This window comes from bacterium (genome assembly GCA_036504735.1).
In the GTDB taxonomy this organism is placed as follows: domain Bacteria; phylum Electryoneota; class RPQS01; order RPQS01; family RPQS01; genus DASXUQ01.
Genome location: DASXUQ010000005.1, coordinates 266,354 through 286,023 on the forward strand (window position 1 = coordinate 266,354; position 19,670 = coordinate 286,023).

The following is a 19,670-nucleotide window of genomic DNA, read 5'->3' on the forward strand; positions in this document are numbered from 1 at the left end:
ATTCATCTTAGGATTACGCTTCGGGCTGTTCGGGCGCGTCGGCCGCGCCCGTTTCCGGACCCGGTTCGCCGGCGCTCATGTCGGGAGCCGCTTCATTCGTGGAAACATCCGTCGCATCGGTGTCACTGCCCACGATGTACTGCTTATAGCTCTCGTCTTCCGATTCGGTCGCTTCCACGTCCGCACCGGCAGGAGCCTGCGCCGCGAGGATGATCTTCTTCGACTCGCGGTCGAATTCGATCACTTCGAGTTGCAGTTCGTCGCCGACGGACACGGCCTGCTTGCCGCCGCGGGTCACGCGCTTAAGCTGGCTGTTGGGAACGAAGCCTTCCACTTCCCGGGGCAGTTCCACAACGACGCCCTTTTCCAGAATGCGGGCGACCTTGCCGGTCGTCTGCGTTCCCACGGAATAGGTGCGCTCGAACTCTTCCCACGGGTTCGCCTGCGCCTGCTTCAGGCCGAGGGCGATACGGCGTTCGTTGCGGTCGAATCCGAGCACGACGACTTCAACTTCCTCGCCCTTCTTCAGGATCTCGCCCGGATGCCGCACGCGGCGCGTCCAGGACAGATCGGAAATATGGACCAGACCATCGATGCCATCTTCGAGTTCGATGAATGCTCCGAACGGAACGAGATCGCGTACACGGCCACGATGACGTGAGCCTACCGCGTACTTGGCTTCAAGGTTTTCCCACGGATCCGGCTCAACCTGCTTGAGGCCGAGCGAGATCTTGCGATTTTCCTTGTCAATGTTCAGAACGATCACGTCGATTTCGTCGCCCACCGACAGCAAAGCCGACGGGTGCTTGACGTGCTGCGTCCAGCTCATCTCGCTGATATGGACAAGGCCTTCGAGGCCCTTCTCGAGTTCCACAAACGCGCCGTAACGCGCGATAGAGACGATCTTGCCGCGCACCTTCGCGCCCACCGGGTACTTGGTCTCGACACCTTCCCACGGATGCGGCTGAAGCTGCTTGAGGCCGATGGAGATACGCTGGCGCTCCTTGTCATAGTCCAGCACCTTGACCGTGATTCGCTGGTCAAGCTGCACGACTTCGGACGGATGGCTGACGCGTCCCCAGGACAGATCGGTAATATGCAACAGGCCGTCCACGCCGCCGAGGTCCACGAACACGCCGAAATCGGTGATGTTCTTGACGGTACCTTCCATCACATCGCCGACCTTGAGTTCGGAAAGCACCTTCTCACGGATGCCCTGCAGGCTCTTCTCGACGATGATCTTGTGCGACACGACGATGTTCTTACGGGCATCGTTGAGCTTCACAATGCGGAAGTCCATTTCCTGGCCGACGAGCGCATCGAAATCACGCACCGGGTGTACGTCGATTTGCGAACCGGGCAGGAAGGCGTCCACGGTCATCAGGTCGACGACAAAACCACCCTTGATGCGCCGCACAATACGGCCCTTGGTGATCTCTTCGTCGCGGTAGATTGCGCCGATCCGTTCCCAGATCTTAAGGAAGTCCGCTTTCTTCTTGGAAAGCAGCAACTGTCCTTCTGCATCTTCCACGCGGTCGAGGAATACTTCAATATCGTCGCCGATCTTGAACGTCTCGCCGGGGTTGAATTCATCAATAGCCACGGTCCCTTCGGACTTGAAGCCGATGTCCACCGAGATGTCCTTGTCGCCTATGGCGATAATCTTGCCCTTGACGATCTCGCCTTCCTTGAACTCCATGATCATCTTCTCATAGAGCGATGCAAGGTCGGAGGTCTCATCGCGCTGTTCGGTGCGGGCTTCAGGCAACTCAGCGGGCTTCACCTTGCGGCCGCGGAAGCGAACTTCATCGCGGATCACGGGCGGAGGCGGAGCGACTTCGGTAAACGCCTGAATGGCTTCTTCGGGAGTGGGGTTAGTAGGTTCTTGCATTAGTGGTCTCCGGGATTTGTATCGCCCGCCCGGAGCTTCGGCGGGGTTGGTTAGAGACGGTTATCGTAAACGTTCGTTCTTCAGAATAGTGCGCTCGTATACCGGGCCCTTGGCGGTCACCTTGCCGCCCGGCGTTGCGAGGGACAGGTCTCGAAGGATCTCCAGCACACGGTCGGACACCTGCTGGTAAAGGTCCTTCCCACGCAGTTCACCGCTCTTGAGTTCCGACGGCGAAACCGGGGTTCCGAACACCAGGCTCATCACAGGCCGCCGCGTGAATCGCGGTTTCATTTCCGTGCTTCCGTGAATGTACACCGGAACCACCGGGGCGTCCGACAGGCAGACAACCCAGCCGAGGCCAAGCTTTGCCTTAAGGAATCCGTCGGCAGGGGCGCGGGTACCTTCGGGAAAGAAGATCAGGCCGCCATCGGCTTTCAAGACATCGAGGCATTTGGACAGGGACTCACGGTCGAACTGTCCGCGCCGCACCGGAAACGCATTCAAATAGCGGATGAAGCGGCCCAGAAGCGGATTGCGGAACAACTCTTCCTTGGCGAAGAAATGCACTTCCCGCGGGATGAACCCGCCGAGGATCGGCGGATCAAAATCGCTGCGGTGGTTCGAGGCAAAGATGACTTTGCCCGTGCGCGGAACATTTTCGAGTCCCCGCACCGCGACTCCGTAGAGGAGCCGGAAGGCCGTTCGTGAGAGCCACGAGACGATTCCATAGCCCGCTCGCATGGAATCAGGGATGCGGAGCGCTGATGGAGATCTTGCGGGCCAGCGCCACCACGCGGTCGACCTGGTCGCCGATGGTCAGATCCGTGGTATCCAGTTCAATAGCATCCGGCGCCTTGCGCAGCGGACTGTGCTCACGGGTGGAATCCCGTTCATCGCGGGCCGCCAAGGCGGATTCGACTTCCGCACAGCTTTGCTCAATCCCACGTGCCAGCATCTCTTTACGGCGACGCTTGGCACGCGCCTTCAAATCGGCGACCATGAATACTTTCAGGTCCGCGTCCGGAAAGACAACCGTGCCGATATCGCGGCCTTCGAGCACGACGCCGCCTTCCTGGCCCAGCTCCCTTTGCCAGCGCACGAGGTGTGTTCTCACGCGCGGATTCTCCGATACAGGGCCGACCCACAGAGAGATTTCCGGGGTACGGATTTCTTCTGTGACGTCACGTCCGTCAAGGAAAATGTGGACCTGCGTCTCCGTATCCTTTTGGCCGACATGCGTGGAATTCAACATGTCGTCAATTTTGCCGTTGTCTGTCGGCTCCAAACCAACGCGAAGCATCTTGAGCGCAACCGCACGGTACATGGCACCGGTATCGATGTGCATGTAGCCGAGCCGCTTGGCGACAAGCTTCGCGGTCGTAGACTTGCCGGAGCCGGCGACTCCGTCAATGGCGATAATGAGTCCGCGCGGTCCGCTCACGACTTGATGCGCCTGCCCTTTTCTTCTTCGATGAAAATATGGGTGACGATCTTGCCCGCGAAATTATCTTCGCCGCTGCCGAGCACCATGCGCTCCCACGGGAATGCCGACGAGGTATCCACCGGCGCGCCGGCGCCCGCAGTGGTAAAGAATGCGGTAATCCGCGACTGCCAGCGCTTCACGTTGGACGGGCGCAGATCCACCCAGCCCTTGTCCGCCCATTCGTCCACCAGCGCCGGATTCTCAATCGAGATCTCATTGCTGCCGGAGTAAGCCGGAATCTTGACTTCGGGACCACGCAAAATCCGCTTGCCGTCGGGAAGCAGAATGGGGACGCCGATCGAAATAATCGTCGCGCGCAGTTTCTTATCCTGCTCGATCACCTGCAACATCTTCTGTGAGACCGTTTCGGGCTTCTCGGAAGGAATGGTGGACGGATCGGCATAGGCCAGCTTCAGCAGATAGGCTTCATACAGCAGTTTGGAAAGGTGCGGCGGGCCGAGCATTTCGAAGGCCACGCTGGAGGTATTAGTCTCCTTTTCGAGACGGCGCATCTCGTTCAGCGCCGCGCCACGCAGAATTCCCGCGCGATAGGACGGGCCCATCACCACGGAGTCCAGCGCGCCGATCACATCCATGCCGCTGTTGCCGCCTTCGATTTCCCACAGCACCGCCTGGCTGATCTCTTCGGGAGTCACAAACTCCATCTGTTCAGCTGCTGTGATAGTGAAGAATTCGTCGGTGGAAAAAATACCGTTCTCGCCGGTGTCAATGTACACCGACTTCAAATTCTCGCCCAAGGCCTTGCCGGAATCCGGCTTGTTGCGGACAAACTCGCCGTTGAGCGTCTCCGCGGACTCGGTCGGGCAGTCAAACAACGGAATCGGCTTGCCGCCGCGCTTGATTTCGCCGTAGGCGATCTTCTTCCAGGCAATTGCCGCGGCAGGCTTAATCTCCTTGACGTACGGACAGCCGGGGGTGCGGCCCATCAGGAAAAGCAGCAGGCTGTGCGCGCCGCCCATCGAGGACTTGGCCAGAAGCTGGCCCGAAGGCTTTTCTTCAGAATGGGTGTAGGGGATGTTGAATCCCATGCCGCCGGTACCGGTGGTTCCGACCTTCACATAGGTGTGGACACCGGCATGCATCGTCGCGTCGGCCAGCACCTGAATATGGCGGATGAGCTGCGGAATGTAATCCGTGCCGCAGAAGCGCTCGACGGTCTCAAAGAACGGATCATTCGGCGGCAAGCCCTGATCCTTCAGATTAAGCACGCCCTTCAGATCGTAGTAGGCCGAATAGATGTCCTGATAGGCAAACCCGGTCGCGGAGTTGACACAGTCCACGATGACATCGGGCTTGTGCTCCATGATCAGCTTGTAAAGGAAGAAGCGGCCAAGGCGGTCAGCAACCGGCTTCTCGAAGACGTCCTCGATAAACTCACGCCGTAAATCCGCGCGCGTCATGATTTCCTTGCGCGGCATATCCTTGTACTCTTCACGAACAAAAATGTCACCCCAGGCGGGGACGATCTGAACACCCGGAAATTCCGCGCGCATCTCGCGGCAAGCGTCTTCCGCTTCCGTCTGCTTCAGGGAATGGATTACCATCTTATCCGGTCCGCGCGAAAGAATCCTGCGGCAAACCGACGAGCCAACCAGTCCCCACCCGCCGACGACTAAAACTTTTGACCTATGCAACATCATGGCCGATGTCCTTCTCAGAATCAGTTTCCTCAACCGGCGGAATATCCGGCCGGCCGTTCGTTTGTGCGTTTGTAAGGCTCAGTTCCAGAATCTCCCCTCCGTCGTCCGCCGGGGGCGGTTCTTCGACCGGTGATTCATCAATTGCGCGTGGCTGTCCCCACTCACGCAAAAGCTCGGAATCACGGGGCAGTTCTGACAGGTCTGAAAGACCAAAGTGTTTGAGGAACTCCGGCGTGGTTTCGTACAGCAATGGCCGTCCGATCACCTTCGCCCGTCCTCTCACCGCCACCAGATGGCGGTCCAACAATGTGCGCAGCACGCCACCGGAGTCCACGCCGCGGATTTCATCGATCTCCGCCCGCGTTACCGGGCCGCGAAAAGCGACCACAGCCAGAGTCTCCAGAGCCGCGCGGGACAACCGCGCACGCGCTCTCTCCATAAACAACTTGCGCAACACGCCGGAGAAGTCTCGCCGCGTGAAGAACTGGTAGCCGCCGGCCACGGCCAGAATTTCGAAAGCCCGCCCCTGCTGTTCGTACTCGGCGTTCAATTCCGCGACGAACTCGGCCAGGCGGCCCTTGACACCGTCACCCAAAGCAGCCGCGTGCTGGTTGGCGGTCAGCGGCTCGGTGCTGGCAAAGATGAGCGCTTCGGTGGCGGCAAGCAGAAACCGTTTATCCGGATCCTCACCTTCCGGCGGCGCATACAGAATGCGCGGCGGCGCGTCGTTCAGGTCCGGTTCCTCCGGCTCGTCTCTTCTCTCGTCTTCCACCATGCTCACAGGTTACCTATGCCGCCTGAAGTTCAGGCACTTCCGCGCGGCTGACATAAATTTCGCTAAACAACTCGTTCTGCTCGACACGGATCCGCTGGCGCTTCGTCATCTCCAACACGGCCAGAAACGTCACAACCCAGATCATGCGCTCCATCTCGGACTGGAGACAGCCTACAAATCCGAACCGCTCCTTATTCGCCAGCAGGTCAAGGACCCATCGGATGCGCTCATCCAGAGTCACCTTGTCCAGCCGCACCTGATGATAGCGCTTTTCTTCTTTTCGTTTCATGATGTCTTCGATGGCGCACGTCAAATCGTAGAGCGTCATCTGCATCAGGTACTCTTCCGGCTCCGGTTCGACGGCGGGCGGAACTGCGGGCCTGCCCATCTCGAAGCGTTCGGCCATCTCGGCTTCGCGCCGCGCCAGATCCGCGGATTCTTCCTTGGTCTTTTGGTACAGCAACAGACGCTGAGCCAGCTCGTGTCGCGGATCATCCATCTCATCCTTGGCGCCATCGATCTGCGGCCTCGGCAGCAGCATCTTGGCCTTGATGGAGATCAGCGTTGCCGCCATCAGCAGATACTCGCCGGCGTCTTCAAGATTCTCCACGCCGATAGAATCAATCACTCCGAGGTAGGAGTCGGTGATTTCCGAAATCGGCAGGTCCAGAATGTCGTATTCCTGCTTAGTAACCAGAAACAGCAGCAGGTCAAGCGGCCCATCGAAGCGCGGAAGTTTCACATGCCAAGCGCTCATCCAAACCCCATAGCGTCGTGTACATCGTCCATCGTTTTCGCGGCGACTTCTTGTGCGCGGGCGTTGCCGTCCGCCATAATCTGCTGAACCTTCTCCGGCTGCGTTTCGAGTTGCAGTCTGCGCTCGCGGATCGGGGCCAGATGCTCGATAATCCGGTTGGCCGCCCGCATCTTGCAATCGACACAGCCCAGCGCGCCGCTTTCGCAGCCCGCGCGGATCTCCGGCACTTCCGCCGGATTGAACTTCGTATGATAGGTAAACACCAGGCAGATGTCCGGCCGTCCGGGATCGCCCTTGCGAACCTTTTGCGGGTCGGTCACCGCCTTCTTCATCTTGGCCTTGATGTCATCGGGAGAATCGGAGAGCAATATGGTGTTGCCCAGCGATTTCGACATACGATGTCCATCCAACCCCGGCAAACGCGGAAACTCGGTCAGTAAACCTTCCGGTTCCGGGAAAACGGGTTTCTCAGGGGCAAACACATTATTGAAGCGCCGCGCCAGTTCGCGCGCCATCTCAATGTGGGGAAGCTGATCTTCGCCGACTGGAACCACTTCTCCCTTGTACATCAGGATGTCCGCCGCCTGTAGAACCGGATAACCAAGATGCCCATAAGTCATTTTGGATTCCAGATCCAGATCGCGTACCTGCTCCTTCAGAGTCGGATTGCGTTCCAAACGGGCTGTCGTCATCAGCATGGACAAGATCAGATGAAGTTCGGCATGCTGCTTCACTTGCGACTGCACAAAAATCGGACTCTTCGCGGGGTCAATGCCTGCCGCGAGCCAGTCCGTCACCATCTCGAACGTGTTTTCGGGAATCAGCCGGGTGTGCTCGTAATCGGTAGTCAGTGTATGCCAATCCGCCACGAACAGGAAGCTCTCAAACTGCTCCTGCAGCTTAACCCAGTTTTCCAAAGCCCCGACGTAATTGCCAAGATGCAATCGTCCAGTGGGCCTCATGCCGGAAAGTAAACGCCGTTTGCGCGTCATAATTTGCTGGTCTTTACCCTTCAGAATAAACCGCAAGATACAATATTTTCACAAAAATAGCAACCCAAGTTACCCGCAATAGGTCAGCTTGCGGTTCACTTCAGGTAGACAAGCTTTTGCACCGTTTTTGGATCTGCTTGTTCCCAAATAGCGTAATAAATTCCTGATGTTATGTAACTTCGAGATGAACTCTGAGGTGCCCAGAGAATCTCATTTGCTCCCGCTGGAACCAGCACTTTGGCTATCTGCCTTCCTAATTCGTTATAAATCAATATATAACTATTGGCTGGCATCGTCGTGCTGAGTTTCAGGCGGACGGCGCTGTTGAAGGGGTTGGGAAACGCCTCTGTCAGGGCGAATTGCCTCGGGACAGGCCCAATTATTGGCCTCGCCTCATCTGGGGCACCGAACAACACCATCTGACCGGGGCCTGTGGACATCGGAAAGACGTCAATCCTGCTGCCGTCACGCATTCGGTGTTCGACCTGATTGGCCGCAAAACAACTGACAAAGAAGGTCGTGTCGGGCTGGGCCTCGACATCCGTCGCCCCCTCTCCCACCGGGATCGGGTTAGCCGAACTGTTCAGGATGGACAAGTCATCCAGTCGGTATCGAAAAACCGCTCCGGGTCCACCCCATCCGCCAGCGGCCACGAACGCAGTACCGCCGCCGAAGCTGACGTTTCCAGGGGTTCCACCCACGGCCAGAACGGTATCGGTATGCAAAGTTTCCAGATTTACGACATGGATCTGACCGGGTACATCAGCGTAGTTACCTGTGCAGACCACATGCAGGCGGTTCCGGTCATCCACTTGGGCCGACTGGGGATTTGTGCCTACTCGGATGCTGTCGAGCAGCCTCAGAGTGCTCCGGTCATAGACCATCACTACTCCGGGACCGTAGCCGGAGGTCTGGTAGCGTGTCAGGCAAACGAACAATCGACTGTCATGTACCAGAATTCCTTCCGGTCCAAGACCCACGGGGATAGTTCCTACCTGAGCGCCATCGGACAGCCGCAACAGGACCACATTGTTGCTCAGCCAGTTCGTGACGGCCAGAGTATCATCATTGATGAAAGCCAGCGAATAGGGGTTCGCACCGCCCGTGACGGGGATTTCGCGCAACGTTGTGTTGGTGACGGCGTCGATTTCCTGAACCGTGTTCAGCCCCGAGTTGGTCACATAGAGATGGGAGCCGTGCGCCACAATGTCATTGCACAGGTGCCCCAGCGAGAGCACGTGAGTATCCACCTGACCATTGGCCAGATTGATCTCCCCGAGGGATTCATCACTGACTTGCACCACATACAGCCGCTCCTGAGCCATCAGGGCTCCCGCGCATATCAAAAACACCAGCAGTCGAATCATGTTTCTTTACAGGCTAAAGTTGGGAAACACGGATAGCCGCATAGATTTCCCGCCCGGGCATAGGGGCAAAGCGCACAATGCGGTAGTTTTCATCAAACAGGTTGTTGGCGCCAACGGTCGGTTCAATGCACATGCGGCTCAGACGGAAACCGTAGCTGAAGCGCAGATCGGCGACCTGATACGCGCGAAGCCATTTGGAATTAGTTTCCAGCACAGGGCGGGCGGACAGCCAACGGCAGTTTGCGACAAATTCCGCACCGTGCAGTTTGAGCGTCAGCGTTCCCCGGTATGAGCGCGGTGCGCGAAAGGTCAGATACTTGCCGCCCGTGTTGCGGTCATTCGTGGCGTCGCGAGCTTCCGTCCAGTTCACGCCGGCTGACAACTGCACGCAGTCGTTCCAGGCGGATTGCTTGAGGTCAAGATCGAGAGTCCGCACATGCGCACGATTCAAGTTGAACGGCTTCCAGCGGCCATCGAATGTACGCTTCCAATAAATGAGGTCATTGACGCGCTGATCCGATGCTTCCGCCTCGAGCCGCAACCCGTGAACGATGGACGGCTCAACGTGTGCGCTGCCCGTCCACTCCGATGACAGCTCTGATTTCAGGTCCGGGTTCCCCTGTGCCGCCTGGTCATCGAGCCAAAACAGAGAATAGAAGCTTGGCGCTCGATAGGATTTTCCCCAGGACACGGTTGCTCCTGCATCAAGGGCACCGGGATGGTCGAGAGTCACGCTGACCTTGGGAAGCAGCGCCTGGCCGTGACCGTACGCTTCCCAGCGGGCGCCGCCATCCCCGGAGAGCGCCAACTCACGGTGTGACGACGTGTAGAGTGTATGGCCGATCTGTGTCCAGCCCGCCCAGCGGGTACGTGCGGCGCGTCCCGCACTAATCTGGCTGCTGTACAGCGACTCACGGGACACTAGTGTTCCCCCGCTAAGTGAGGCACCCTTGGCCTGCGTGTTGCCGCGCAGTTCACCTTCCCATCCGGAGCTGGATTCGGAACTGTACGGCGCGAGGCTATAGATGTCCGGATCCGTGAAGCCGCGCCGATCGTGTCCATAGGCTCCGCGCGCTTGCATGCGAACCGGGCCGATGCTATGCTCCATGCGCACATTTACCGACTGTTGAGTCGTGCTCTGCCGGGCCAGCGGAGTCAATTGCGGCGCAAGGTAACCCGGCATGCCGCGAACGGCACGATCCAAGTAACCTGTGGCTTCAAGCAGGCCATCGCCATCCAACGTGGCGGACAGTTTCAGCAGAAGCTGATCGCGGGCCACATCGGCGTTGATCCTTCGAAAAGACTTGCCGAGGTTCACAGTGAACGGCCCGTTGCCGTCATCTTCCGTAATGGTGTACCGGAAATCACCGGGACCCTGAGTCCTGCAATACGACAAAAGACTGGAGAGAGTTCCAGTCTTTGCAGATTTCAGGACATTAAGTGTCTGATAGGTCGGATGCGCCTCACCTTCCACCGAGAGTTCGCCGCGCTCGCCGGCGTTACGGGTGGTGATTTCCAGAATCCCGCCGATGGCTTCGCCTCCCTCATCCGGACGTCCGCCACGCGACACCTTGACCGACTGGACCCAATCCAATGGAATAGCCGACAGATCCGCCTCACCACTGCCGAGACTGCGCATGCGCTGACCATCGACCAGCACCAGCACCTGATCGGCATTTGAGCCGCCGATCCGCACGATCTGCGCCCCGCCCGCGGTGCCGTCGCTGCGCACATCGAGTCCGGCGGAGCGGTTCAGAAACTCCGGTAGAGTGCGAGCGGTGCCGGCCTGAATGTCTTTGCGAGTAAAGACGTGTGCGTCGCCCATACGCCGCTGCGTTTCCACGACCACTTCCGGGAGGGTCACGGACAGCCTCTGCAAGGCGATGGGCATGCCCAGCCGCTGCCCGGGGGAAAGATCAAAGGACGTATCCCGTGCTGCATATCCTTCCGCTGCGGCTTCAAGGCGGTATTGCCCGGCGGCCAATCCGTCAAATGTCGCTTTGCCCATCTCGTCAGTCTGAGCCGCACGATCAAAAGGCCAAAGCAACACTGTGGCGGAAGATACAGGACGGCCCGCATCCAGAACCCGCACGTCGATGGACGCTCCCGTCTGAGCAAGGGCCATGACCGTGCAGATCAGGCAGATCACCGCGGCCAGCCGAATCACAGCCAGAGCCTGATCATAAAGCCAAGGTACTCCTCTTTGCCGATCATCTTGTACCCCGGGAGAATATAGTATGGCTGATTGAGGAAGTTTTCCGTGCCCCAGATAGCGGTCACACCTCGAATCGTGGCCGAGATTCGAATACCCATCGAGCTATTAGGACCGAGGACCGCCTGCCCTAACTCCGAATACGCGACGCGCTGCCCGAAAAACTCGTCGCTGACATGAGCGCGAATAATCAGCGGCGTGCTGAAAAACGCATGCTCGAAATAGAGCCGGGCGTAGCCGCGGGAATCCACAAGATTACCTAGGTCATTGGCCGCCGCTTGTCCAAATCCCCATCCTTCAAGGCGAAGCCCCCATTTCAAGGGAATGGAAGTCGCTACGGACACCCCGACCTGCGCCGTATCCCTGCTCACAAAAGTTGGCGCGAGGTAAATGTTGTGAAACTGGTCATTGCTGAGACTGAACACATTCCGCAAATGTCCAGGATGACTCAGGCGCATGGCCGTGACATCCACATATCCGCCGCTGAGATCCCATCTTACACCCAGGTCGGATTTCCAGTATCTGTCAGTTGCCCGCGCCGTCGTATCTGTGTAGGGAACATATCGAAGGGACACATCACCAAATTCCGGGGCGGCCAATAGTGGTCGGTCGCTTAATGTGTACGATCCGAACCGCCATGCCAGCGGCGCCAGTTCTTCTGTCCATTGCGTGCCGCCGTGCAGCACGAAATCGGACATCGGCACCGATTCGAATCGCGCGCCGATCCCTGACACGACATCGTTTTGTTTAGGAATGCCCAGACCGGTGTTAGATTCCCGCCGCACGTTGCCGAAGACTGTCACACCCCCGACCGCCAAGCCGATGGAGTCCGCCGCATGCAATTCGAGCCAGAGTTCATCCCGTTTGGCAAAGCCCGGGAAGTTGATGGTGCTCAAGGTGCTCAGTTGCCGGAATGTGAAACGCTGATCCGGCAGCGTGGCATGGGCTTCTAAAATAGCACCCCGCGTCAGTTCGCGTTGCTGGAAGGGATTGCCCCACTTCTCCCTGTCCTGCCGGGCGTACAGTTTCAATGATGGATCGAACGCCGTGCGCGCGGAGTCCTTTTGCGCAACGGTGAGAATTCCCTCGTGCCGCTCAAGATAGAACTGCCGGGGGCTGAGAGGGGTCAGGCTGTTGACCACCGAACCGGCGTAGGTGATGTACGAACGCCAGCGCGGTCCCAGATCAAATCCCACGCGTCCTCGCACCCAGCGGTCTCGCGAGGAATCGTTGCGCCCCGGATTGTTCGGGAGGCTGCGCAGTCCGTTATAAAAGAGCAGGCGTCCCGTCACCTCGAGAGTCAGCGATTTGTGAATGCGTTCGCCCTGCGCGAAGTCTACCGTCCCGTAACCGTAGAATCCCTCGCGGATGTGCACCTCGGTATAGGGCGTATCCGATTGAAACGTCCGCGTTGCCAGGTCAAACCGGCCCGCTCCTCCATCACGCAGGTAATCATAACGGATCGAGTCGAGTTCGATGCCCGGTTGCAGATTCGGATCATACAACCCGTCGGAAACACGGTTCTGCGGGATACCGTCGCGATCCACGCGGAGTTCCCAGGGATTCAGATTCCATGGCCGGAACAGCAGGGGCTGCCCGACGTTGCCGTAGTCCAGCGGATACATGCCGGGATACCGCCGCAGCAGATCGCTGAGATCTTCATACGGCAGTGTCCACAGGTCTTTCTGCCGGAATACCGGTCCCTGGCACCACGCCGCGCCTGCGGCGAGGATGAAAGCAAGAACGAAAAGTGCGGTACGTTTCACGAGACTTTCAAGGCCCTTTCAAGCCGGGGCACAAAAGGAACAACGATGATGAGGAACACGAGCGTGTTGGAGATCAGATGAATGAGCGCGAACGGCACGCCGGCCGCCAGTGTCACCCACATCTCGGAAACAGAAAACCCGGCCATCACGGGAAAGGCCAGGTTCGTTATCAAATCGAAAAATAGAGTGGCGACGATTCCGAGTCCGACCATGACACTCGCATACCATGTGCCTTTCTCGCGTCCGCGCACGAGAAACGCCGCCAGCGATCCGGCCAATCCCGCCGCCGCCATGCCGATGACCTGCGCCACGAGCACAAGTCCGAGCGAGCTTCCCATGGGGTTGAAGCCGGCAAACAGAGCCTCGGTCAGACCTCCGGTCAGCAATCCCCCGCCCGGCCCGAGCATGAACCCGGCGATAAAGCAGATCGCCGTTACCAGTTCAACATTGGGTATGCCGCTCAGCGCGACTCCCGCCACCAGTCCCAGCGCGACGAACATCGCCAGACGCGTGAGCAGGAGCGGCGGACGACCCAGCCGGGACTCGATACTCATCTGCATCTCCCCGCCAAAGCGGAGAGCCTCCACCTGAACCTTACGACCGAAGGATACTGTATACGGCTGGCAGGTCTCCTGGCTGAGCGCGGCATTCAGTGAAGAAAGCCGCGCTTTCACAGTTGCGGGTCAGCGACGGAATCACACCGTCTTCCCTATTCTTCCGCTTGCGCGGACACCAACCGCTGGTGTGCAAACAAAGAACAAAAAGCAGATCGCCGAGGCAATCGAAACTACTTCGCGGCCTCAGCCGTTGCCGTGGTCTCGGGGACGATCACGCGAGCCTTCTCCTTGATACGCGCCTTCTTGCCCTTCAATCCGCGCAGGTACGTGAGCTTCGCACGGCGGACGCGGCCTTTGCGCATCACTTCGATGCGCGCCACGGACGGCGAATGCAGCGGGAAAATACGCTCCACGCCAACACCCATGGAAATTTTCCGGACGGTGAACGTCTCATCGAGTCCGCCGCTATGCCGGCCGATCACGGTACCCTGGAAGGCCTGCAGGCGCTCCTTATCACCTTCGATAACGCGCACCGAGACACTGACGGTGTCTCCGGGGACAAAGCTCGGAACGTCTTTGCGCAGGTCATCTTGGGTCCAATTCGAAATGCGGTTCATGATAGTTACTTATGGTTTCGTCTGTCTTTTTCAAACTCAGGATGGGCCGCCAGCCAGGCGTTCCACAAATCCGGGCGGCGTTCTCTCGTACGCCCAACGCGCTGATCCATTCGCCAGCGCCGGATATTCTCGTGATGCCCGCTGAGCAATGCCTCAGGCACCCGCCGCCCATTAATCTCTTCGGGACGCGTGTAGTAGGGCGCGTCGAGCAGGCCATCTTCAAAACTGTCCGTGTCCGCCGACTCCGGATCGCTGATCACTCCGGGCAGCAGCCGCACCATCGCGTCAACAAGCACCGCGGCCGGAATTTCTCCGCCGCTGAGCACATAGTCGCCGATGGAGACTTCGTGCCATTCGTCGCGCTCAAAGACCCTGCCGTCGACATCCTTATAGTGTCCGCACAGAAGGATCAGTTCTTCGGCCGTTACCAAATCGCGGACACGCGATTGGGTCAGCGTCTGCCCCTGCGGCGACATGTACAGTCGCAACGGCTCTGCGGCGCGGATGGTTTTGAGATGGTCCAGCGCGGCCCATACAGGCTGCGCCATCAGCACCATCCCGGCTCCACCTCCGTACGGCGAATCGTCAATGTTTCCATGCCGGTCCGTCGTGTAGTGCCGCAGATTATGAACCCAGATTTCCACCGCGCCCGACAGCAGCGCATTGCGCAGGATCGAGCTGTTGATCAGTCCGGAAAAAATTTCCGGAAAGCCGGTGAGAATGTCAATCGTCATCCGTTTCCGGCGACGGTTCAATCACTTCCGAACTCGCCAACTGGCGCCAGTTGAGGATTTCGATGGTCCTCTTTTCGGTGTTCACTGTACCCACCCATTCCTTGACGAAGGGCACCAGCAGCTCGTCCCCATCTTTCTCAAACTGCAGAATGTCCTGCGCTCCGGCCTGTATATCCTTCAGAGTTCCCAGCACAGTTCCGTCTTCCGCCACGCCCATGTAGCCGATAATGTCGGTCGTGTAGTAGACATCCTCGGGCAGCGTCCACGTCTCGGTATCGGGCACGCACACCTCCACGCCGCGCAATTGGTCGGCTTCATCCCGGGTGCGAATTTCCCGAAGCGTAAGCAGCAGTAGCGCATTCGCCCAGCGGAGGTTCTTCACGGTGCATTGAGCGAGCACAGTCTCACCGCGCAGCAGATACACTGTGCGCAGCGCTTCAAACCGTTCAGGAAAATCAGAGAGGGGCTCGAGTTTGAAGGTTCCCTGAAGCCCGTGCGCACCGACGATGACTCCAACTGTGCGAAGGTCTTCCGGGTTCATCCTCTGTCCTTTTCCGTTATCCTACTCGTGGTCGGCGGCCTGACCGTCCTCCAGATGCGGACGCGCCGGGTCAACGATTTCGAATCCGGCGCGCAGTCCCTGTCGCGCCGCGACGGCGATCACCAGAGTCCGGATGGACTTGGCGGTCTTCCCTTCCTTCCCAATGACCTGTCCGAGATCGCCATCACCGACATGGAGCCGGTACAGATGACGACCGCTTTCCTTCTCGACATGTTCGACGTGAACAGCATCCGGGTTGTCCACCAGGTGCTTGACTATGAAGCTGATGAACTGTTCCATAATCCGGGTCACCCTTGCGCTCTAACGTGGCAAAGATCAGGCAGAATGTGTAGTTGTTCAGGAAGTGGCGGCGCTCTCGGCGGAAGCCTTGCCTTTGCGCTTCAGCTTTTTCTGTTCCGCCCGTTGTGCCGTCCTCGCCGCCGCGGCCTCGCGCCACGTTGCCAGCGTCGCAGCAATCTTTTCGGGCGGCGTCTGCCGCTTCATGAGATCAAACCGGAGCAGGATGCCGCGCTGCGAAAGAAGGCTTCGCACCGTATCGGAAGGCACGGCGCCCTGGGTCAGCCACCGCAGCGCCTTTTCTTCGTTCACTTCGAACTGCGCGGGCTGCAGGTTAGGATGATACACGCCGATCTGATCCAAATAAGCGCCATCCCGGCGGTTCCGGGAGTCCATCACGACGATGCGATAGTGCGGCACTTTCTTACGTCCCGCGCGTGTGAGTCTGATGCGTACGGACACAACAGGTTCCTATGGTTAGTACACTATGATTCTTAATTCCCGCCGAGCACACGTCGAAGTTGACCCGGCCCCGCCTTGCGCAGCCGTTTCATCATCTGCACCATCTGCTCGTACTGCTGGATCAGGCGATTCACTTCCTGCACATTGCGCCCCGCTCCCAAAGCGATGCGGCGGCGGCGGCGTGCATTGAGGATCTGCGGACGCTCACGTTCCTCGGGAGTCATGGACAGAATGAGCGCTTCCATGTGCTTCAATCCGCGCTCGTCCACCTGCACGTCCTTGAGCTTCGCGCCCACGCCGGGAATCATCCCCAGCAGGCTCTGCAGCGATCCCATCTTCTTGAGTTGCTGCAACTGATCGAGAAAATCCGTCAGCGTGAATTCCGCGCGGCGGAGCTTCTCTTCTAACTTGGCGGTCTTTGCTTCGTCGGCGGTCGCCTGAGCCTTCTCGACGAACGACACGATGTCGCCCTTGCCCAGAATGCGTCCGGCCATCCGGTCGGGATGGAACGGCTCCAGCGCTTCGAGTTTTTCACCGACGGAGACGAACTTCAGCGGTTTGCCGGTGACGCTGCGGATGGAGATCGCCGCGCCACCGCGCGTATCGCCGTCCATCTTGGTGAGCACCGAACCGGTAAACTGCAGCCGGTCATGGAAGGCCTTGGCGGAATTCACCGCGTCCTGGCCGGTCATGCCGTCCGCCACAAACAAAATTTCGGTCGGCTTAACGAGCTTCTGGATCCGCTCCAGTTCATTCATCAGCTCGTCGTCCACGTGCAGACGGCCCGCGGTATCCAGGATGACCGGATCAAGGCTGATGCGCCGCGCGTGCTTCAGCGCCGCGTCACATACCTCCACCGAACTCTTGCTGTCGCCGCGAAACACCGGAACGCCGATGGACTCGCCCAGCACCTGCAACTGATCCTGCGCGGCAGGACGCTGCAAGTCCGCCGCTACGAGCAGCGGACGCTTGCCCTTAGTCTTCAGATGCCGCGCCAGTTTGGCGCAGAACGTCGTCTTACCGGAGCCCTGCAGACCGACCACCATGTAGACGGTAGGCGGCTGAGACGCCGTGACAAGCCGGCTCTCCTTTTCGCCGAGCAACACCACCAGTTCGTCATAGACGATCTTGACGATGAGCTGCGCGGGCATAACGGCCTTGACGACTTCCTGTCCGACAGCCTTCTCTTCGACGTGCGCGAGGAAATCCCGCACCACCTGCACATTGACGTCGGCATCCAGAAGAACGCGCCGAATCTCCTGCAACGACTCGTGAATGTTACTTTCACTAATCTTGCCGATTCCGCGCAGGTTCCGGAAAACCTGGTCAAGCCGTGAGGTCAGATCATCAAACATGGATCAGGAAAACCGCTCTACAATCTCTTCGATCAAACCGCTGGTAGAGCATCCGTCGCGAAAAGGCAGAATCACCACCTTGCCGCCGTTCTGCTCAACATGCTTCGCACCGGCCACTTCACTCGGCTTGTAGTCGCCGCCTTTAACCAGCACGTCCGGTGTGATCGCCTTGATCAGATCTTCCGGAGTATCTTCATCGAACAACACCACGTGGTCCACGCATCGCAACGCCGCGAGCGCATAGACCCGGTCCTCGGCGCTCATCAAGGGCCGCTTCGGGCCTTTCAGCCGCCGGGTGGAGTCATCACTGTTCACACCGACAATCAACACGGTCCCCAAGTCGCGCGCCGCGCACAGGTACTCGATATGACCGCGATGCAGAATATCGAATACGCCGTTGGTGAACACTATCGTGCCACTCATCACGCGCTCGACTTTGCAGCGGCGCGCTGCCTCTTCGCGAGTCAGCAGTGCAGGGAAATTAGTGTCTCTCTTCATGGTGGGCGACACAGGACTTGAACCTGTGACCTCTGGTATGTGAGACCAGCGCTCTAACCAACTGAGCTAGTCGCCCAAGAATTCAAAATCTGAAAGGCCGAAAAACTGAAACGCTGAAAGGCGATTTCAGTCTCGCTGCGCGATCACATCAAGCAACCGCTGCCGCTCGATGGGAACCACACCGACTTCACCGCAAACGATTCCGGCCGCATAATTGGCCATTACCGCGGCTTCCGCCGGGTTTGCGCCGCCCGCTTCGGCAGCCATACATGTGGAAATAACCGTGTCACCCGCACCGGAAACGTCGCTGACCTTGATGGCGCGGGTGGGAATATGCTGCATGACATCCCGGCCATGAAACAGCGTCATACCGCGTTCGCCGCGCGTCACCAGCAACAGGTCGGGGGAAATCCTGTCAAACAGAGCCCGTCCCGCATCCGCAAGCTGCGTTTCGTCACCGATCTTGACTCCCATCGCGCGCTCCAGTTCCCGCAGATTCGGCTTGAACAGGTGTGTCCCGCGGTAGTCGAAGAAGTGCTCGAACTTGGGATCGACGCCGACCTGCACGTTGTGCGCGGCAGCGATTTTCAACGCGGATTCGATCACGTGGCCTGTCAGCACGCCCTTGTTGTAGTCCTGCAGGATGATGGCCTGAAGCGTCGGCATGGCGCTTTCCAAAGCGGCCAGCAACCGGTTCTCTTCAGCGGCGGAAATATCACCCAGCGTCTCACGGTCGGCCCGGACCACATGCTGATCGTGCGCGATAATGCGGGTCTTCTCGGTGGTGCGGCGTCCGGCGGTAATGATCATTCCGGAAGTAACCGCTCCGCAGATTTCCAGATGGCCCAGCATCACCTGGCCGGCGGCATCTTCACCCATCACGCCGAAGGCAAAGGGTTCCACGCCTAACGTGCCGAGGTTCTGCACCACATTTCCCGCACCGCCCAGCCCCGTGCTCTCGGATTCGATTTCCACCACCGGCACCGGAGCTTCCGGGCTGATCCGCTTCACACTGCCGGACAGATGCCGGTCAAGCATAAAGTCACCCAGCACGGCAATGCGCTTCCCACGGGCGGCATTCAGAATTTCTTCCGCGCGGACAGGTGAGATGTGATTCATAGTCCGCTGCTCCCGTCCGTACTCACCCTTCGAGGATCTCCTTCTCCTTCAGATCGAAGAGGTGATCCATTTCCTTGATATGCTTGTCGGTCATCTCCTGAGTGCGATGCTCGGCCTTCTTTGTCTCGTCCTCGGAGATTTCGTGATTCTTCTCGAGCTTCTTGATATGCTCGTTGGCGTCGCGGCGGATGTTGCGAACGGCAACCTTGGCCTCTTCGACATACTTCTTCACGAGCTTCACCAGATCCTTGCGGCGTTCTTCGGTGAGCGGCGGAATAGTCAGGCGGATCATCGTGCCGTCATTCATCGGATTCAATCCGAGATCCGACATCTGTATCGCCTTGCCAATCGCACCCAAGGTGCTCTTGTCCCACGGCTGGATGACGATGGACTTCGCATCCGGTGTCGACACCGATGCGACCTGGGCCAGCGGCATTTCGGAGCCGTACACATCCACCCGAATAGGTTCTACCAACCCGACCGATGCCTTCCCCGTCCGAATGTGCGTCAATTCCAGACGGAGTTTCTCTACGGATTTATTCATCCGCAGTTCGCAGTCCGCTACGATTTCCTTGACCATAAATTA

General features: G+C 58.7%; 20 protein-coding genes, 1 tRNA gene and 1 riboswitch. All 21 genes read right to left on the reverse strand.

What is annotated here, in order from left to right:
• Window positions 1–13 precede the first annotated feature (13 nt).
• On the reverse strand, window positions 14–1,891 hold the full coding sequence (gene rpsA / locus VGL38_02970; protein ID HEY3294378.1) for a 30S ribosomal protein S1: 1,878 nt from the start codon (window positions 1,889–1,891) through the stop codon (window positions 14–16).
• 60 nt (window positions 1,892–1,951) lie between these two features.
• The gene (locus VGL38_02975; protein ID HEY3294379.1) at window positions 1,952–2,632 is read right to left on the reverse strand and encodes a lysophospholipid acyltransferase family protein; all 681 of its coding nucleotides are present in this window, start codon (window positions 2,630–2,632) and stop codon (window positions 1,952–1,954) included.
• A 4-nt stretch (window positions 2,633–2,636) separates the two neighbouring features.
• Window positions 2,637–3,332, reverse strand: coding sequence for a (d)CMP kinase (cmk, locus tag VGL38_02980; protein HEY3294380.1), 696 nt, complete (start codon window positions 3,330–3,332; stop codon window positions 2,637–2,639).
• The gene (locus VGL38_02985; protein ID HEY3294381.1) at window positions 3,329–4,939 is read right to left on the reverse strand and encodes a short-chain dehydrogenase; all 1,611 of its coding nucleotides are present in this window, start codon (window positions 4,937–4,939) and stop codon (window positions 3,329–3,331) included. Before VGL38_02985 ends, cmk begins: the two co-directional genes overlap by 4 nt.
• Before the next feature lie 82 nt (window positions 4,940–5,021).
• A complete protein-coding gene (scpB, locus tag VGL38_02990) occupies window positions 5,022–5,810 on the reverse strand; it encodes an SMC-Scp complex subunit ScpB (GenBank protein ID HEY3294382.1) in 789 nt (262 codons plus the stop codon).
• A 13-nt stretch (window positions 5,811–5,823) separates the two neighbouring features.
• The gene (locus VGL38_02995; protein HEY3294383.1) at window positions 5,824–6,552 is read right to left on the reverse strand and encodes a segregation/condensation protein A; all 729 of its coding nucleotides are present in this window, start codon (window positions 6,550–6,552) and stop codon (window positions 5,824–5,826) included.
• Window positions 6,553–6,563: 11 nt separating this feature from the next.
• Window positions 6,564–7,559 carry a tryptophan--tRNA ligase gene (gene trpS, locus VGL38_03000; protein HEY3294384.1) on the reverse strand — a complete coding sequence of 332 codons (996 nt, stop codon included), beginning with the start codon at window positions 7,557–7,559 and terminating at the stop codon, window positions 6,564–6,566.
• A gap of 95 nt (window positions 7,560–7,654) precedes the next feature.
• The gene (locus VGL38_03005) at window positions 7,655–8,926 is read right to left on the reverse strand and encodes a hypothetical protein (GenBank protein ID HEY3294385.1); all 1,272 of its coding nucleotides are present in this window, start codon (window positions 8,924–8,926) and stop codon (window positions 7,655–7,657) included.
• Between the two features lie 13 nt (window positions 8,927–8,939).
• A complete protein-coding gene (locus VGL38_03010; GenBank protein HEY3294386.1) occupies window positions 8,940–11,093 on the reverse strand; it encodes a TonB-dependent receptor plug domain-containing protein in 2,154 nt (717 codons plus the stop codon).
• Complete coding sequence (locus VGL38_03015) at window positions 11,090–12,904, reverse strand: hypothetical protein (GenBank protein ID HEY3294387.1); 1,815 nt, start codon at window positions 12,902–12,904, stop codon at window positions 11,090–11,092. Before VGL38_03015 ends, VGL38_03010 begins: the two co-directional genes overlap by 4 nt.
• Window positions 12,901–13,458 (reverse strand): ECF transporter S component, encoded by a 558-nt coding sequence (locus VGL38_03020; GenBank protein ID HEY3294388.1) that lies wholly within the window; start codon window positions 13,456–13,458, stop codon window positions 12,901–12,903. The genes VGL38_03015 and VGL38_03020 overlap by 4 nt, the downstream gene beginning before the upstream one ends.
• A 50-nt stretch (window positions 13,459–13,508) precedes the next feature.
• Window positions 13,509–13,656: riboswitch (cobalamin riboswitch) on the reverse strand.
• Between the two features lie 35 nt (window positions 13,657–13,691).
• Window positions 13,692–14,078 (reverse strand): 50S ribosomal protein L19, encoded by a 387-nt coding sequence (rplS, locus tag VGL38_03025; protein HEY3294389.1) that lies wholly within the window; start codon window positions 14,076–14,078, stop codon window positions 13,692–13,694.
• Between the two features lie 5 nt (window positions 14,079–14,083).
• Window positions 14,084–14,812: a tRNA (guanosine(37)-N1)-methyltransferase TrmD gene (gene trmD / locus VGL38_03030; protein ID HEY3294390.1), complete on the reverse strand. Its 729-nt coding sequence runs from the start codon at window positions 14,810–14,812 to the stop codon at window positions 14,084–14,086.
• On the reverse strand, window positions 14,802–15,353 hold the full coding sequence (gene rimM / locus VGL38_03035) for a ribosome maturation factor RimM (protein ID HEY3294391.1): 552 nt from the start codon (window positions 15,351–15,353) through the stop codon (window positions 14,802–14,804). The genes trmD and rimM overlap by 11 nt, the downstream gene beginning before the upstream one ends.
• A 21-nt stretch (window positions 15,354–15,374) precedes the next feature.
• Window positions 15,375–15,665, reverse strand: coding sequence for a KH domain-containing protein (locus VGL38_03040; GenBank protein HEY3294392.1), 291 nt, complete (start codon window positions 15,663–15,665; stop codon window positions 15,375–15,377).
• Window positions 15,666–15,710: 45 nt separating this feature from the next.
• The gene (gene rpsP, locus VGL38_03045) at window positions 15,711–16,112 is read right to left on the reverse strand and encodes a 30S ribosomal protein S16 (protein ID HEY3294393.1); all 402 of its coding nucleotides are present in this window, start codon (window positions 16,110–16,112) and stop codon (window positions 15,711–15,713) included.
• 32 nt (window positions 16,113–16,144) lie between these two features.
• The gene (gene ffh, locus VGL38_03050; protein HEY3294394.1) at window positions 16,145–17,467 is read right to left on the reverse strand and encodes a signal recognition particle protein; all 1,323 of its coding nucleotides are present in this window, start codon (window positions 17,465–17,467) and stop codon (window positions 16,145–16,147) included.
• A 3-nt stretch (window positions 17,468–17,470) separates the two neighbouring features.
• On the reverse strand, window positions 17,471–17,965 hold the full coding sequence (gene rfaE2, locus VGL38_03055; GenBank protein ID HEY3294395.1) for a D-glycero-beta-D-manno-heptose 1-phosphate adenylyltransferase: 495 nt from the start codon (window positions 17,963–17,965) through the stop codon (window positions 17,471–17,473).
• Window positions 17,965–18,041 (reverse strand) — tRNA-Val (locus VGL38_03060). The genes rfaE2 and VGL38_03060 overlap by 1 nt, the downstream gene beginning before the upstream one ends.
• Window positions 18,042–18,091: 50 nt before the next feature.
• Window positions 18,092–19,084, reverse strand: coding sequence for a PfkB family carbohydrate kinase (locus VGL38_03065; GenBank protein HEY3294396.1), 993 nt, complete (start codon window positions 19,082–19,084; stop codon window positions 18,092–18,094).
• A 22-nt stretch (window positions 19,085–19,106) separates the two neighbouring features.
• Window positions 19,107–19,664: a ribosome recycling factor gene (frr, locus tag VGL38_03070; GenBank protein ID HEY3294397.1), complete on the reverse strand. Its 558-nt coding sequence runs from the start codon at window positions 19,662–19,664 to the stop codon at window positions 19,107–19,109.
• Window positions 19,665–19,670: the final 6 nt, after the last annotated feature.